Raw genomic sequence first — 16,077 nt, forward strand, 5'->3', positions numbered from 1 at the left:
ATCCTTAAATGGTGATTCTAAAATGATGGTTCTAAAGTTGTTCAGTCAGCACGATAGAGAACGCCTAGAGAGGCCGCTCTGCTTGCGCCAGTCACTTCTGGTAAATTGCTTGGTAGTTGATGAACATGACGTTGAGCAAGCCACGCAAAGGCCATTGCTTCCATGTAATCTGCATCAACGCCTTTACTGGTGGTTGAGTCAACTTCCCAACTCGAAAGCAGTTCAGACAGTCTCTTCATCAAAAATGGGTTTCTTGTACCACCACCACACACATACAAGGCGGGTTGGTCACCCAAGCGATAAATCTCCACTTCATTGGCTATCGTCAATGCCGTGTATTCACAAAGCGTGCGTTGCACATCTTCTGCTGCAAGGTATTTAAATTCTGTAAGCTGTTGCTCTAGCCACGGTAGATTAAATAGCTCTCTACCAGTACTTTTCGGTGGTATTTGAGATAGATAAGACTCATTCAACAGCTGTTCGAGTAAAGCTTGATTAAGTTGGCCTTTAAGTGCGAATTGCGCATCACGGTCAAACTTCTTACCCGTATGTTTATCAACCCAAGCGTCCATCAACATATTGCCCGGGCCAGTATCATAACCAAGCGTTGGCTGATTCGGGCGCAGTACTGAAATATTCGAGATACCACCAATATTCAACACTACAACTGAGCTGTCTTGCGGGTGAAAAATAGTGTGGTGGAAAGCTGGTACTAACGGTGCACCTTGTCCGCCTAATGCCATGTCTTTACGTCTAAAATCAGCGACGGTTTGAATCTGTGTTTTAGCGGCAATGATGTTGGCATCACCCAGCTGCATGGTAAATGGAGATTCGCCTGTTGGCTGATGAAACACCGTTTGGCCATGATTACCAATCGCAGTCACAGAAGATGCAGGTGTGTCTGACTTGTCGAGAAGTTGCAGAACCGCATCAGCAAATAGATGGCCAAGCTGGTGGTCTAGCTCACCAATAGTAATTAAATCCGTTTTCTGACCAATACACACCTCAAGCAAACGCGCTTTGAGATCATCAGGCATTGGGAACTCATCATGAGCAAGCAATGTGATTTGCGTATCTTCGATCGAAACTAAGGCAGTATCAATACCGTCCATACTCGTCCCTGACATTACGCCAATATACAGTTCTTTATGATCCACTCTTAAGCTCTCGCACTGCATTCCTAAACTCTTCCACAGATTGGTTTAAAAACATTGTAAAGCAAATTTAAAGAGAATAATCTCGGGAAGTTTATGAAATTAGGTTTAATAAGGGATAAATATGGGACCGTTGTGGGTTGATGTTGCAGGCTACGAGCTGACAGCTGAAGACAGAGAAATTTTAGAGCACCCAACCGTTGGTGGTCTCATCTTATTTGCTCGAAACTACCACGATAGCAAACAGTTATCGGCGTTAAACAAAGAAATTCGCAAAGTTGCAAAACGTCCTATTTTAATCGGTGTTGACCAAGAAGGAGGCCGAGTTCAACGCTTCCGCGATGGCTTTTCAATTATCCCAGCTGCTCAAGAATTCGCGACTAAGAATAACGGTGAGCATTTAGCAGAACAAGCGGGTTGGCTGATGGCGGCAGAATTGATTGCCCATGATATCGATCTGAGCTTTGCACCTGTATTAGATAAAGGCCACGACTGTAAAGCGATTGGTAGCCGAGCGTTTGGTGAAGATATTGATATCATCGTTCGTCATAGCAGCGCGTTCATTAAAGGCATGACGTCGGTTGGTATGGCGACAACAGGCAAGCACTTCCCTGGACATGGCGGCGTGATTGCTGACTCACACTTAGAGACGCCATATGACCCTAGAGACGACATCTTCGAAACTGACATGGCAATCTTCAAGGCGCAAATTGAAGCTGGAATATTGGATGCCATGATGCCAGCTCACGTGGTTTTCTCTCACTACGATGATCAGCCAGCAAGTGGTTCACAGTATTGGCTACAGAAAGTATTGAAGCAGCAGCTTGGTTTTAAAGGTTTAGTGTTCTCTGACGATTTAACGATGGAAGGCGCTGCCATAATGGGCGGACCAGCCGACAGAGCGAAAGCGGCCTTGAATGCAGGTTGTGACATGGTGTTGATGTGTAATAAACGAGATGCACAAATTGAGGCTCTTGATCACTTAGCGATTCAAGAGGTGCCTTTAGCCAACTCATTGCTTAAAAAACACAGCTTTGATTTATCGACACTTCACTCGGATGCTAGGTGGAAAGAGACCTCGGAGACGATTAAGCGAATGCTAGGCAGTGAGTGATAAATAAACACATAATAATTTTAGATAAGGCGATATGATAAATATCGCCTTTTTTGTATGTGCGATCCGTGATTTAAACCTATTTATTCCTTAGAGTGAGTTAAAGTTGGTGTGTAAATTAAAATTTACAGTGAATGTTTTTTATTGTTTACACTTGCAATCGTTTTTTTAGCTGTTATTGTGTTTTTAAAGATTGTTAGCCCAAATGGAAATGTTGGGTGTAAAAATAAATATACAGGTTGAGTTATGCAGAAAAGTGAATTAAGCAATGTCAATATCATCGACGAACAGGTACTGATTACTCCTGAGGAGTTAAAAGCAAAACTGCCTTTGAGTGATAATGCTCGTCGTTTTATTCAAGAGTCTCGTCAAACTATCGCAAACATCATTCATAAGAAAGATCATCGCATGCTTGTTGTATGTGGCCCATGTTCTATCCATGACATTGAAGCTGCGAAAGAGTACGCGAAACGCCTAAAAGCCTTATCTGAGCAACTTAGCGATCAACTGTATATTGTTATGCGTGTTTACTTTGAGAAACCTCGTACCACTGTCGGTTGGAAAGGTTTGATCAATGACCCGCATCTAGACGGCACTTTTGATATTGAGCATGGTCTGCATGTTGGTCGTGAGCTACTTGTTGAACTCGCTGAGATGGAAATTCCATTGGCGACTGAAGCATTAGACCCAATTAGCCCGCAATACCTAGCAGATACCTTCAGCTGGGCGGCGATTGGCGCTCGTACGACTGAATCTCAAACTCACCGTGAGATGGCAAGTGGTCTTTCAATGCCAATCGGTTTTAAAAACGGTACCGATGGCAACCTAGGCACTGCAATTAATGCAATGCAGGCGGCTTCTTCTAGCCACCGTTTCATGGGTATCAGCCGCGAAGGTCAAGTTGCACTACTAACAACGCAAGGTAACCCAAATGGTCACGTGATTTTACGTGGCGGTAAGCAGACGAACTACGATTCAGTATCGGTACACGAATGTGAGCAAGAGCTGGGTAAATCTGGCTTAGAGGCCGCGCTAATGGTCGACTGTAGCCACGCGAACTCTCGTAAAGATTTCCGTCGCCAACCTTTAGTTGCAGAAGATGTGATTCACCAAATTCGTGAAGGCAACAAGTCGATTATCGGCCTGATGATTGAAAGCCATATAAACGAAGGAAACCAATCTTCGGATATACCTCTCAATGAGATGAAATACGGCGTTTCTATTACCGACGCGTGTATCAATTGGGATTCAACTGAGGCACTATTGAAACATGCACATACGGAATTAGTCCCGTTCTTAGAGAACCGCTTGAAAGGTTAGTCAGAGTTTTAAATTTAAGTGCCTCATCTAATGGGGCATTTTAAGATCTGTTGCTAGCGAATCTACGTGATTGTGGGCTGATAGATTGGCACGGGCTTATAGATTAGTAAGGAATAAAATGGCCGTTGAACTGAACGAATTACGCGACCAAATCGATGCTGTCGATAAACAAATGTTGGATTTACTTGCTCAACGATTAGCTCTAGTAGAGAAAGTCGGTGAAGTAAAAAGTGAACATGGTTTACCTATTTATGTGCCGGAGCGCGAAGCGGCAATGTTGGCATCTCGTCGTCAAGAAGCCGAAAAGATAGGGGTTCCACCACAGCTCATCGAAGATATTTTGCGTCGTACTATGCGTGAGTCTTATGCCAGCGAAAAAGATTCTGGCTTTAAGTGTCTTAACCCAGAGTTACGTTCAGTGGTTATCGTTGGTGGTAATGGTCAACTTGGTGGCTTGTTTGGCCGTATGTTCAAACTGTCTGGCTACGAAGTGAAAATCCTCGGCAGCCAAGATTGGGATAAGGCCGACGAAATCTTAGATAATGCTGGGCTTGTGGTTGTTACGGTTCCAATCCACTTAACTGAAGGTGTGATTGCGAAGCTAGGTAACCTACCAAGTGATTGTATTCTATGTGATTTGACGTCAATTAAATCTAAACCTCTGCAAGCAATGATGAACATGCACCAAGGCCCAGTGGTTGGATTGCACCCAATGTTTGGTCCTGATGTTCCAAGCCTTGCTAAGCAGGTGATTGTTTACAGTGATGGTCGTGGTGCTGAAAGCTACCAATGGTTACTGAATCAGTTTGGTATTTGGGGCGCGAGTCTTTGCCAGATGGATGCAGCTGAACACGATCACGGCATGACATTGATTCAAGCACTTCGTCACTTCACCTCTTTTGCTTACGGTTTACACCTGAGTAAAGAGAACCCGAATATTGATCAGCTTCTGAAGTTAAGTTCACCAATCTATCGACTTGAGATTGCGATGGTTGGTCGTCTGTTTGCTCAAGACCCGAACTTGTACGGTGATATCATTCTGTCTTCGGATGAGAATATAGAGATGATTCGACGCTTCCATAGTTGTTTCGGAGAAGCGTTAGAAATCCTAGATGGCAAAGATAAGGCTAAGTTTGTTGAGAGCTTCAACCAAGTGAGTGATTGGTTTGGTGATTACTCACAACAATTTTTACAAGAGAGCCAAAGTCTTCTAAAACAAGCACATGACTCGATTCATCGTGGTTAATACTGATTTGAAATCATAAAAAAGAGCGACCATCTGGTCGCTCTTTTTGTTTGTGCTGAACGCTATGAAAGCATTTGGCCTACAGTAGGCTAAAAGCAATTAGATCATCATAGGCCAAACCAACAGTTCTTATTCATTAACAACTAGTTAGTCGTGATAGGTTTTTTGCTATCTTCACTCGATACCGTGTCGATGGTTGAGCTAATGTAAGGCACGTTAGTCAGGTTGATCTGTAAGCGAACCACATTATCAATCAGTTGAACCAGTGGGCCCCACTTAACCTTTTTCTCTTTCTCGAACACGTAGTTGAAGTTTTCCGGTGTCCAATCCATTAAGTATTGAGGGTTCAGTGAACGACCAAGGAAGCGTACTTCATAATGCAAGTGTGGGCCGGTTGAGTTACCTGAATTACCGCAGCTCGCGATGACATCGCCTTTACTCACAAACTGACCGCTACGTACCTTGAACTTCTGTAGGTGCGCATAAGAACTCATGAAACCAAACGAGTGACGCATAGTAATAAAGTTGCCGAAGCCTTTTTTACTTGGGCGTACCGTTTCAATGACTCCATCTGCGGGCGCCATAATATCTTCACCACGCTTACACGTTAAATCGATACCAGTATGTACATGGCGTTTCCCTGAAATAGGGTTAGTGCGGCTACCATAAGAAGAAGATATACGTTGATAAGCCATCGGACTGTCGTTTGGAATCAAGCGGAACATTGTGGCTCTTACTGCTGAATCGACTGCAGCCGCATCAATGCGATCTTCTAAAGAAATATCATCGGTAAGCAGTTCTTCATCAGCAAGACCCAGTACTGATTCCACATCGAATACACGCTTACCAAGTAGCTGAATCGTGCCTTCTTTCTCGGTCAGTGTTTGCGATAGCGAATGGTTGGTTTCTACTTGCTCAGCATAAAGAAACTCAGTTTGTTCTTTTTCAACAATCAGCGTTTCAATCAACTGTTGGGCATCACCCGCTTGTAGCGCGAGTTCTTGTTTACTCTCTAAGTGCATGTACGCCGCTCCGCCAATTAATAGCGGTACTGAAAAAATGGCAGTAGTGCAAATGAGCACAGCCTTACGGCCGAAGTAAAACGTCTGTTCCCCCTGACTAGAGGGAATAGTAATGGATAGTTTTTTAGACATGGTTCTGTATTAACTAAATGCTTCTAATAGAAAAAGGGTAATGGAGATGTCACTCACTACCTAAGTCGGTAAGGTGTTCAATCTCTCTATAAAGCAGTTCATCGTCGCCAACATTAAGCTCTACAAGACGCTTAAGGTGGCTGATACTATCAATATCTAAATGCTCTATGCGTAAACGCATTGAGGTATTGATGGTAGAGACTATCGTTGCTTCTAATTGAATATTGATATCACTGTTTTCGAGCTTAAAGCTCACTTGAATAGGGACATCATGGCTAAGTTGTTTTGATTCATTGCATTGAATGAGTAAACCATGGAGTGATAAGTCTTGCACTGAGCCTGAGACATTTACGTGTCCTTGTGAGATCTCAGTCGGGACTTGATAAATAACTCGTGAAAATTGACGTCTTTCAACCATAAGTAATCTCTCTATATCGATGCATTACACGTAAGCCAGATATATCAAAGGCCGCTATTATCGCGGCCTTTGTTCAAAATTCAAGCTTATTTACTTAGCGATACGCTTGTACTTGATACGGTGCGGTTCTGCCGCTTGTGCGCCTAGAGTCTGCTTCAGCCACTCAGTGTACTCGGTATAGTTACCTTCGTAGAAGTTAACTTGACCTTCATCACGGTAGTCTAAGATATGGGTCGCAATACGGTCAAGGAACCAACGGTCATGCGAGATAACCATTGCACAGCCAGGGAATTCAAGCAGTGCTTCTTCAAGAGCACGTAGCGTTTCAACGTCAAGGTCGTTGGTAGGCTCATCGAGTAGCAGTACGTTACCGCCCGCTTTTAGCAGTTTCGCTAAGTGAACACGGTTACGTTCACCACCAGAAAGCTCACCGATGATCTTTTGTTGGTCGTTGCCTTTAAAGTTGAAACGAGAACAGTAAGCACGCGCAGGGATTTCGAAGTTGTTGATCTTAATGATATCAGCGCCTTCAGAGATCTCTTGGAATACTGTCTTAGTGTCGTCCATGCTGTCACGGAATTGATCAACAGAAGCAAGTTTAACGGTTTCGCCTAGTTCAACTGTACCTGAATCTGGCTGTTCTGCCCCGCTTAGCATCTTGAATAGTGTTGATTTACCTGCACCGTTGGCACCAACGATACCGACGATAGCACCCTTAGGCATGCTGAACGATAGGTCGTCGATAAGAACGCGATCACCAAACGATTTAGTTAGGTTGTTCACTTCAAGAACTTTGTCACCTAGACGCTCACCTGGCGGGATGAACAGTTCGTTAGTTTCGTTACGCTTCTGGTATTGGCCAGTAGTCAGTTCTTCAAAACGAGCCATACGAGCTTTAGACTTAGCTTGACGGCCTTTAGGGTTTTGACGAACCCACTCAAGTTCTTTTTCGATTGTCTTTTGACGTGCGCTTTCGCCTGCTTTCTCTTGCTTAAGACGCTCATCTTTCTGCTCTAGCCAAGATGTGTAGTTACCTTCCCATGGGATACCTTCACCACGATCAAGTTCTAGAATCCAGCCAGCTGCGTTGTCTAGGAAGTAACGGTCGTGGGTAATTGCCACAACAGTACCACTGTAATCAACGAGGAAGTGCTCAAGCCATGCTACTGATTCTGCATCCAAGTGGTTGGTTGGTTCATCAAGAAGCAGCATGTCTGGCTTTTCAAGAAGTAGACGACAGATTGCAACACGACGACGCTCACCACCTGATAGGAATTCAATCTTCGCATCCCATTCAGGAAGACGAAGTGCGTCAGCAGCACGCTCTAGAGCTGTTTCTAGGTTGTGACCGTCTTTTGCTTGAATCAGTGCTTCTAGTTCGCCTTGCTCTTTAGCAAGAGCATCGAAGTCTGCATCTGGTTCTGCGTAAGCAGCGTAAACTGCATCGATACGCTTAAGTGCGTCAGCAACGTCAGAAACCGCTTCTTCTACGATCTCACGAACCGTTTTTGATTCGTCTAGTACAGGTTCTTGCGGTAGGTAACCTACTTTAAGGCCTTGCTGTGCACGAGCTTCACCATCAATATCAGTATCAATACCAGCCATGATACGTAGTAGGGTAGATTTACCTGAACCATTTAGACCCAAAACACCGATTTTAGCGCCAGGAAAAAAGCTAAGAGAAATGTCTTTAAGAATTTGACGCTTAGGTGGAACAGTTTTGCTCACCCGAGACATGGTATATACGTATTCAGCCATTGCCGATCGATCCTAATTATTGTTCAAAATTGTCTGCTATTTTATACCAATATCCCTAAAGATGTTACTCCTAGGTCAGAAAAGCCATTCTTGAACTAATCCTTACCTATTATTGTCACATTGGTCATTAAAACTATATTTAATGAGCTTCTGAGGCGAAGTGTTAAATATTAATAATATTTACACTCAAACTCTTTACATTTGATGTGATGTCGGGCGTAAATAGACTTCACGTATTCATACACGCACTAAGGAAAGAGCGAATGTTTTTCCGCATTGGTAATACGAAAATTGCTGTGGCTGCATCAGCAATTTTGTCTTCATTTTCACTGGCTCCGATGGCTATGGCTAGCAACGCCTCCGAGCTTGAAATGCAGCGTGATGTTTATGATAGAGCGCAAGAGGTTTTAGACAGCCGTGATCTAAAAGCCTACTCGGCGCTGCGTAACAAAATTCAAACATACCCTTTAACACCTTACACCGATTATCGAGCCTTTTTGATTGGTCTAGGCGAGCGTACTCCTGCTGAGGTCGATGCATTCATCGAAGAGAATAAGGCTCTGCCTTTCTCTAACCGAATGCGCGCGCCTTATTTGGATTCATTGGCTTCTCAAAAACAGTGGAAGACCATCCTTGAATTTCAGACCAAAGAGCCTGTGGGTGAAAAGTACCAATGTATTTATTACCGAGCGAACTATGAGCAAGGCAATCAAGAGCTTGCTTTTAAGGGAGCGAAGCAACTGTGGTTGAGTGGCAGTGGTGTTGATGATGCCTGTGACCCTCTGTTTAAGAGCTGGGATCAAGCGGGTTTAAGAAGCGATGAACTTATCTTAGACAGAATGCTGCTAGCGTTTGAAGGCCGCAACGGCAAGCTAATGAGCTATCTGATCAAGCAATTGGATCATGATGAGTCAATTGCTCAAGCTAAGCAGATGAAGGCGCTATACAACAAGCCTGAAAACGTACTTGCGTTTGCTAAGAAGCACCCTGCGAATGAATTCTACCAAGCTCAAACCGAGTTTGCTTTTGAGAAACTAGCAAGAAAATCGGCCAGCAGTGCCCAAGAAGTGTTTGATGATGTCATCAACGCTCAGAAGTTTTCGAAAGAGAAATCTCAAGAGCTTGCCGATTACCTGACCTTCCGTTTGATTAATACCGATTCTGAAGAGTTGATGGAGTGGCGAGACACAATGTTGGCGAGTTCATCAAAGCAAGTACTGCTTGGACGACGTGCTCGCTTGGCTATTCAACATGCCGACTGGGCGGGTTTACAAGAGTGGATAGCGCGCTTGGATGAGAAGCATCAGTCCTCACTGCGTTGGCAATATTGGCAAGGCAGAGCTGAAATCGCGACGGGTGATACAGACAAAGGCAATAAGCGACTGTCAGACATTTTGGGGCAGCGTAATTTCTACAGTGTAGCTGCGGCTAAGCAGTTAGGTAAGCCTGTTCAATACCCCACATCGACCCTTAAATACAATGCTGAAACAGTGAAGCCATTCGACACCTCTTTGGTGCGTATTGGTGAGTTGATTGACCGAGATAAAATTGCGGCAGCGAAAAGTGAGTGGCGCTGGTTACTGACTAATGCAAACAAAGAGCAAAAAGCGATGCTTGCCGCTCATGCTGCGACGCAACGTTGGAATCACTTTACGGTGACAGCGAGCATCTCGGCGAAGATGTGGGACAACATAGCTTTACGCTTCCCTGTTGCTCATAAGTGGTGGTTTAACTTCTACGGAGAAAAGCATGACCTCGATCCCATCACCTTGATGTCTTTGGCAAGACAAGAGAGTGCGATGGACTCAGAGGCCCGCTCTCCTGTTGGTGCGCGAGGCATCATGCAAATCATGCCAAAGACGGCTCAATATACTGCTAAAAAACACAAGATTAAGTATCAAGGCAGCGATGACCTTTATGAAGTTGGTAAAAATATTGAAATTGGTAGCCACTATTTAGATGGCTTGCTCGCTCAATATGATGATAACCGTATCTTTGCATTTGCTGCTTATAATGCGGGGCCTAGTCGTGTGAAGCAGTGGCGTTCACGCAGTGATGAAAAGCTAGACGCGTATGCTTTTATCGAAATGATCCCATTCAAAGAGACTCGTGGCTACGTTCAGAATATCTTGATGTTTGAGACTTACTATCGAGATATCTTGGGTGAGCAGGGAACGTTTTTAGCTCCCCATGAGGCAAAAATGAAATACTAAAGCTTCGGCGTTTTGCCCTAAGCTGAGTAATATGAAAGGCAGTGAGTGCGAACCATTTCCACTTACTGCCTTTTTACATTGGATCACATCAAGTGTTTCGGTATAAAGTGTTCAACGCTTTCAATCGTTAAGCGATTCTTTAAAGTCAGAATTTAAAAGTAAGTGTAGAGATATGGCACCACAACCTGAATATGATAATTGGCAACAACTGATGGACTTGGTAAAGACGGCTGTCGAAAAAGATCAGCACGAACTGTTGTTGACCATGATGATGACACCTGACGAGCGAGATGCTTTGGTTGCTCGAATTAATATTTTTTGTGAGCTTATGAAAGGCGATATGTCTCAACGACAAGTGAGTCAAATGCTCGGAGTAGGTGTGGCAACGATAACCAGAGGCTCGAATGAGTTAAAGGCCAAGTCTGAACAAGAGAAAGCGGTGATCGCCGATCTATTGCTCAAGTCATAACTGACTTAAGCAATCATTGAATAGTGCGAATACGAATTCGATAAAAAACGCTAACTGAATGTTAGCGTTTTTTGTTTCTGAAGATTGTTTTCAGAGTCTTTCGAAGTTTAACGAAGGATTAGGTAGGAAAGTGCTCAGGATTCACAAATGGGATCAGCGCTAAAATTAAAGCCTGATGATACACTGAACTGCGAGACAGTTGATTATGTGTCAGTAGGCCAATTGCTCCACCTTTCTGTTTGATATTATCGGTACCAAACACTTCATCCATTACATCTCCGAGCTCGTTTGCATGCTCTAACTTATCAAGCACGGCTGGTGGCAACATAAGGCTCGCTGAACGAGACTCTCCACGTTGACCATTCGCTTCGATAACCATCCAAGCAAAGGTGACGTTTTTTTCTATTCCTGCTTCTAGACCAACATAAAAGTCAGCATAGGGCTGCGCTTGCGTTGCGTTGTGCACGCGGTTCACTGCCCCTTGATAGGTTTCATCATTACTCATCGGTTGATCGGCAACGCCACTAGGGACGCTGATGCCTTTGAAATCAAATTCAGTATCAGGAAAAGCAGATAAGAACGCACTTTTAACGGCGTTAATTTTAGCTGGGTTCAGCGATGCGATGATTACAGATTTCATGTGTCGGATTCTTTTTGTTGTCGAGTAGATTGAGTTGATGTTGTTGGTACCAGTCACTCAACTCTTCTAATGGCATAGGTTTACCAAAGTAATAGCCTTGCAGCATATCGCACTGCGCATCCTGTAACCACTGGTGCATGCCTTGAGTTTCAATCCCTTCGGCGGTGACCTTTTTCCCCTGAGCATGACATAGTCCAATCACAGGTTTTACGATGTTCTGGTTATCGGTCTCAATCAAGGTATCCAAAAACGCTTTATCTAATTTAATTTTTTGAGTTGGATACTGCACCAGTTGAGTGATAGAGGTATAACCGGAACCAAAGTCATCAATTGCTAATCGATAGCCCATCCCCGCCAATTCGTTGAGCAACGGAAAGCCTTCCGAATTCGAATAAAAGGTCTCGGTAATTTCAAAATCAATCAAACTTGGTGGAATATGATTGATTTTTGCGTGTTTTTTAATGAAATCGGCAAGGTGTGTGGTTTCAATCCCAGCAGAAGATAAGTTAATCGACAGCTGAATTGAGTGGTCAAATTGAGCCTGAAGTCGGTAAAAAGAAGCAAACGCATTCTGAATTACCCAACGATCAACTTGCTCGAATAACCCAGTTTGCTCGGCAATTGGAATGAATTCATCGGGCGGAACTACTCCCAACAGTTTCGAGTCCCAGCGTAATAGTACCTCAACCCCAATAATATGCGCGCCGGTTGAATCCATATAGGGCATATAAACGAGTCTAAACTCTTCATCAAAATTCTTGTCTCTAAGCGCACGTTCAATGTTTGCTTGGCGTTGAATCGCTTTGTCTAAATCCCGTGAATAGTCAGCAAATTGGTTTTTGCCTGCACGCTTGGCTTGATACATTGCGGTATCCGCGTTCGACAGTAGCTTCTCGATTGAATCGCCATCATTAGGGTAGGTCGCAATACCAATACTGACCGTGATCGGAAAGCTTCCTGATTCGGTGATAAACCCTTTTTGTAAGGGAGTCAGTAAATCACTCGAAAATCGATGCGCGACATTTCCTCGGTGACTAGGAGCGTTAATGTAGACAACGAATTCGTCACCAGAAAGTCGGGCTGGCATGCAGTGAGCATCGAACTCCGTTTGATAGTGGCGACAAATATCTGAAATACGCTGAGCAAAAGAGACCAGAATCGAGTCGCCGATTTGATGCCCATATTTATCGTTCACAAACTTGAAGTTATCCAAATCAAAGTAGAGAACCCAAGTTTCGGTATTTGAACTCGGTTTTGGCAACGATTGCTGAACGAAGGTTTGAAACTGATGCCTGTTGGCGATTTGGGTTAACTGATCATTCTCGGCCAAGAGCTTGGTTTGTTGGTAGGTGTTATCTAGCTCTTGGTACATGTCATAAAAACGCTGTGATAGTCGGCCAAGCTCATCTCGAGTGCCTAAGCGTTCAATGTTCTTCCGTTGTTTTTTTTCTACTTGCTGTAGTTGTCGATCAAGCCGTGTTATCGGAGTAATCACAGTGCGAGACAGAAGTATGAGTAGTAAAGCGACAGTCACAAACGCAGACAGTGCAAACGACAAACTCAGCTTGTTCCATATGGAATCGAGCTTGTTTTCCAACAGGAATTGCGCCGGATCGACCGTGGCGTATAGTTCTGGAGCCAGCTTGACTGAATGGGTGACATCATTTTCCAAAGAAATCGCTATGGATGTGAAAAACAAGCTGGTTTGGTAGTCGAACTCTATCTGTTTTCTAAGCGCATTAAACTTGTCGAGAGAAACAGATACAACAACAAAGAATACATCGCTTGGTTGATTACTTTCGGTTGGAAAAATCGCTTTTCTATCTACCTTTTCATAGTGAACCAACATCCCTTCGCCTTGGGAGTTTTGAATATAGTTGGTACTCGATGTTGCTAGGGTGTCTTGATAGTGCTGGTCAACATACTCCAATATCTTACTGTCAATTTGAGTGCGTGAGTCGTTGCTATTATCTGCGTAGTAACGCAGTTTTCGGTCAGCATTAAGAAGTGCTAAACCCGTATAGCTCTCATCGTCATCTTGCAGGAAATCTATAGCTTCTCGAAGGTTACTAACCAGTTCAAGATCGCGAGATAGATTTTGGTCAGTGAGAAAATAACCTTTCACCATATCGCTTTGGGTCAAGGTGTAAGAGTAGCTATTGAGAAACGAACGAGATTGACGAAAGTATCCGGCTAGTTTTTCCATGTTGAGCTGAAGTGCGTTGTCTTCGCGTTTGATGAAGCTGCTTTTTTGCGTCGAATAAATAATATAGCTAGAAGCCGCGGTACTGATCAGTATCACAGGGGTTATCAGTAGTAAGATTTTAGTACTTAGCTTCATAGTTAATGACAACACTATTTATAATTTAAGCGCGTAAGTTTATGTTACTTAATGCTTACTCGCTATTAATTACACGTAGTTCGATGATTTCCTGTGAAGGGTGTAAGGTTTTGTCTTTATTGATAAAAAAGCCACTAATGGGTTTTTTGTTAGAAATACTTAAGCAGTGGAGGGGAGAAGCGTGCCGAATGTGCGAAACAAGTGAATTGTGCTTTAGGCATGCTAGGGTAAGTGTTCTTAGACCGAATAGTATTCGACTAAATGGTGATTTAAGTATTTGGCCTACTGTAGGCCAAATACTTATGTTAGCTAAAAGCTGATACTCCCTCTCAGCTATAACAACTTAACTTGAGTCGCTTTGATATTCTCACTTGGGTAGCAACCTAACACTTTCAGGTGACGAGTTATGGCTGTTAATTCAGTGATTGCTTGCTGCATATTATCTGAATCCAGATGTGCTTCTAAATCGACATAGAACATCTCTTCCCAAGGGTTACCCATAATAGGACGAGACTCTAGCTTGGTCATGTTGATACCCAAGCGTTGCAGAATCAGTAGTGTCTCGACCAAAGAACCTGCTTCTTGAGAAGTCGACATGATGAGCGTCGTTTTTGCAGGTATTTGAGTTGACACTTCAACAGGCTTACGAGCTACCACGATGAAACGTGTGTGGTTCTCTGTTTGGTTTGCAATGTTGCCCTGAATTGGCTGAAGTCCATAAAGCTTGCCGCTAGACGCATTACCAATTGCAGCAACATCATCACCGTCCAGATCTTTCACCTTCTTCATGGCGTCAGCTGTGCTGGCACAAGACTCAAGGGTTACATCTTTAAGACGGCTCAAGAACTCGCTGCACTGCTGATGTGGTTGTGGGTGCGAGTAAAGCGTTTTGATGTCTTCTAAACGGATATCACTTTTCGCCACTAGGCAGTGTTCGATTGGTTGAGAAAGCTCACCAACAATGTAAAGCGTTGTGTGTTGAAGTAGGTCATACACTTCGTTAATCGAACCTGAACTGGTGTTTTCAATAGGTAGTACACCGTAGTCGGCATGGCCAGATTCTACCGTAGAGGCTACTTCTTTGAAGTGATTACAGTTTAACTCAATCAACTCCATATTCTTACGGCTGAAGTATTCGCGACTCGCAAGGTGAGAGTACGATCCCTTAGAACCCAAGAATGCAACGCGAGCCAATGGTTTACGACTTTGCGGGTTCGCTAGATTTTGTAAGTATGACTGCTGCAGTAAAACGGAGTCTTCGATGATGGTGTGAAACAGCTTGGTAATGTACTGCGCATCAAGTTCGTATTTATCTTTGCCATTGTTGATCAGCTTAACTAATAGTTGTTGCTCTCGTACTGCATCACGAACTGGTTTTGATGTCTCTACCTTGCTTTTAGCAACTTCGATACTTAGCTTGCGACGCTCCGAAAGTAACTTCAGGAGTTCGTCGTCTAAATCATTAAGACGAAGGCGGATATCATCCAGTGAAATTGAGCTGTCAGTCATAAATGTGTCCTTATAAAAAAGCCTCCCTAGTGTGGGAGGCTTCTTGTTCGTTTTTGACTTGTTTTTCTAAAACGACTTAGCCTCCGATTTACGGAAGAAAAAAGAAGTCAAAAATAAACAAAGATTGAGTGTGCATAAAAAGTGATTGTTTTATGAATGTTTAAACACAATAAGCAAGCGAGCTACGAGCGTCAAGCAAAAAAATAGCGCCCTGAGGCGCTATTTTTTAATCTGTTCTCTTTCCTTATTCTACTTCAGCTTCTAGCTCTTCGATTTCAGGCTTTTCAGCGCGGCGCGCTTCAGGTTTATGGCGTAGCTTGTTGAGTTGACGCTCTAGTTTTTGCTCAACTTCGTTGATCGCTACGTAGAGGTCATCATGGATTGATGAAGCAACAAGTTGGCCTTTTGGTACGGTTAGAACCGCTTCAAACTTCTTCTTCTTGTTTGGTTCTTCGCTAAAGCTCGCTTGGCAGCCAATGATGTCTACTTGCCATTTATCCAGCTTTTTAAATTTGCTTTCTATGTGATCACGGATTGCAGAGGTAATGTCGATGTTTTTACCAGTGATGTTCATTTTCATAGAAGTTTTCCTCTGTTGTATCCCTCATGGGTTAACTTCAGATTACGACTTTTAGGAATAAAGAATGTGATCTAGATCTTGTTTTGGTTGGGTGGGATAAGCATTAAAATCAAATGTGATCTTACGCAAGTCTTGATATGTTTTTGGCGAAAAATGCTTGT

Annotated in this window: 13 protein-coding genes and 1 other annotated feature; of the genes, 5 read left to right on the top strand and 8 right to left on the bottom strand. The window is 43.5% G+C overall.

All coding sequences use genetic code 11. The features are described 5' to 3' along the window. Positions 1-41: 41 nt before the first annotated feature. Positions 42-1,157 carry an anhydro-N-acetylmuramic acid kinase gene (locus tag AC3CH3_RS02845; RefSeq protein WP_488537691.1) on the bottom strand — a complete coding sequence of 372 codons (1,116 nt, stop codon included), beginning with the start codon at positions 1,155-1,157 and terminating at the stop codon, positions 42-44. A 121-nt stretch (positions 1,158-1,278) separates the two neighbouring features. Here AC3CH3_RS02845 and nagZ point away from each other — a divergent pair, with 121 nt between their 5' ends. The 3 genes from nagZ to tyrA all read left to right on the top strand — a co-directional run bounded on the left by nagZ (position 1,279) and on the right by tyrA (position 4,834). Beyond that, positions 1,279-2,268 (top strand): beta-N-acetylhexosaminidase, encoded by a 990-nt coding sequence (gene nagZ / locus AC3CH3_RS02850; RefSeq protein WP_488537692.1) that lies wholly within the window; start codon positions 1,279-1,281, stop codon positions 2,266-2,268. Positions 2,269-2,514: 246 nt separating this feature from the next. Further along, positions 2,515-3,588, top strand: coding sequence for a 3-deoxy-7-phosphoheptulonate synthase (locus AC3CH3_RS02855; protein ID WP_017059354.1), 1,074 nt, complete (start codon positions 2,515-2,517; stop codon positions 3,586-3,588). A gap of 118 nt (positions 3,589-3,706) precedes the next feature. After that, positions 3,707-4,834: a bifunctional chorismate mutase/prephenate dehydrogenase gene (gene tyrA, locus AC3CH3_RS02860; protein ID WP_050622330.1), complete on the top strand. Its 1,128-nt coding sequence runs from the start codon at positions 3,707-3,709 to the stop codon at positions 4,832-4,834. A gap of 143 nt (positions 4,835-4,977) precedes the next feature. Here the strand turns inward: tyrA and AC3CH3_RS02865 are convergent, their stop codons facing one another. The 3 genes from AC3CH3_RS02865 to ettA all read right to left on the bottom strand — a co-directional run bounded on the left by AC3CH3_RS02865 (position 4,978) and on the right by ettA (position 8,164). Next, positions 4,978-5,988 (bottom strand): M23 family metallopeptidase, encoded by a 1,011-nt coding sequence (locus AC3CH3_RS02865; RefSeq protein WP_488537693.1) that lies wholly within the window; start codon positions 5,986-5,988, stop codon positions 4,978-4,980. Positions 5,989-6,037: 49 nt separating this feature from the next. Beyond that, positions 6,038-6,406: a PilZ domain-containing protein gene (locus AC3CH3_RS02870; protein ID WP_488537694.1), complete on the bottom strand. Its 369-nt coding sequence runs from the start codon at positions 6,404-6,406 to the stop codon at positions 6,038-6,040. Positions 6,407-6,496: 90 nt separating this feature from the next. Further along, positions 6,497-8,164: an energy-dependent translational throttle protein EttA gene (gene ettA, locus AC3CH3_RS02875; protein ID WP_017056147.1), complete on the bottom strand. Its 1,668-nt coding sequence runs from the start codon at positions 8,162-8,164 to the stop codon at positions 6,497-6,499. A gap of 263 nt (positions 8,165-8,427) precedes the next feature. Here ettA and AC3CH3_RS02880 point away from each other — a divergent pair, with 263 nt between their 5' ends. Continuing rightward, positions 8,428-10,377 (top strand): transglycosylase SLT domain-containing protein, encoded by a 1,950-nt coding sequence (locus AC3CH3_RS02880; protein ID WP_488537695.1) that lies wholly within the window; start codon positions 8,428-8,430, stop codon positions 10,375-10,377. A gap of 172 nt (positions 10,378-10,549) precedes the next feature. Then, positions 10,550-10,846, top strand: coding sequence for a trp operon repressor (gene trpR / locus AC3CH3_RS02885; RefSeq protein WP_019820946.1), 297 nt, complete (start codon positions 10,550-10,552; stop codon positions 10,844-10,846). Positions 10,847-10,964: 118 nt separating this feature from the next. On the opposite strand, the gene yjjX is transcribed toward trpR, so the two are convergent. From yjjX to hpf, 4 genes are all read right to left on the bottom strand, one after another. Further along, positions 10,965-11,486, bottom strand: a complete 522-nt coding sequence (gene yjjX, locus AC3CH3_RS02890; protein ID WP_019820948.1) for an inosine/xanthosine triphosphatase — start codon at positions 11,484-11,486, stop codon at positions 10,965-10,967. Continuing rightward, on the bottom strand, positions 11,449-13,827 hold the full coding sequence (locus AC3CH3_RS02895; protein ID WP_123302216.1) for a putative bifunctional diguanylate cyclase/phosphodiesterase: 2,379 nt from the start codon (positions 13,825-13,827) through the stop codon (positions 11,449-11,451). The genes yjjX and AC3CH3_RS02895 overlap by 38 nt, the downstream gene beginning before the upstream one ends. Before the next feature lie 333 nt (positions 13,828-14,160). After that, positions 14,161-15,336 carry a prephenate dehydratase gene (gene pheA, locus AC3CH3_RS02900; RefSeq protein ID WP_488537696.1) on the bottom strand — a complete coding sequence of 392 codons (1,176 nt, stop codon included), beginning with the start codon at positions 15,334-15,336 and terminating at the stop codon, positions 14,161-14,163. A gap of 12 nt (positions 15,337-15,348) precedes the next feature. Further along, positions 15,349-15,470 (bottom strand) — a sequence feature (Phe leader region). A 110-nt stretch (positions 15,471-15,580) separates the two neighbouring features. Next, positions 15,581-15,916: a ribosome hibernation-promoting factor, HPF/YfiA family gene (gene hpf / locus AC3CH3_RS02905; protein WP_004735034.1), complete on the bottom strand. Its 336-nt coding sequence runs from the start codon at positions 15,914-15,916 to the stop codon at positions 15,581-15,583. Positions 15,917-16,077: the final 161 nt, after the last annotated feature.

The sequence above is a fragment of the Vibrio sp. QJM3NY_35 genome (assembly GCF_057785915.1).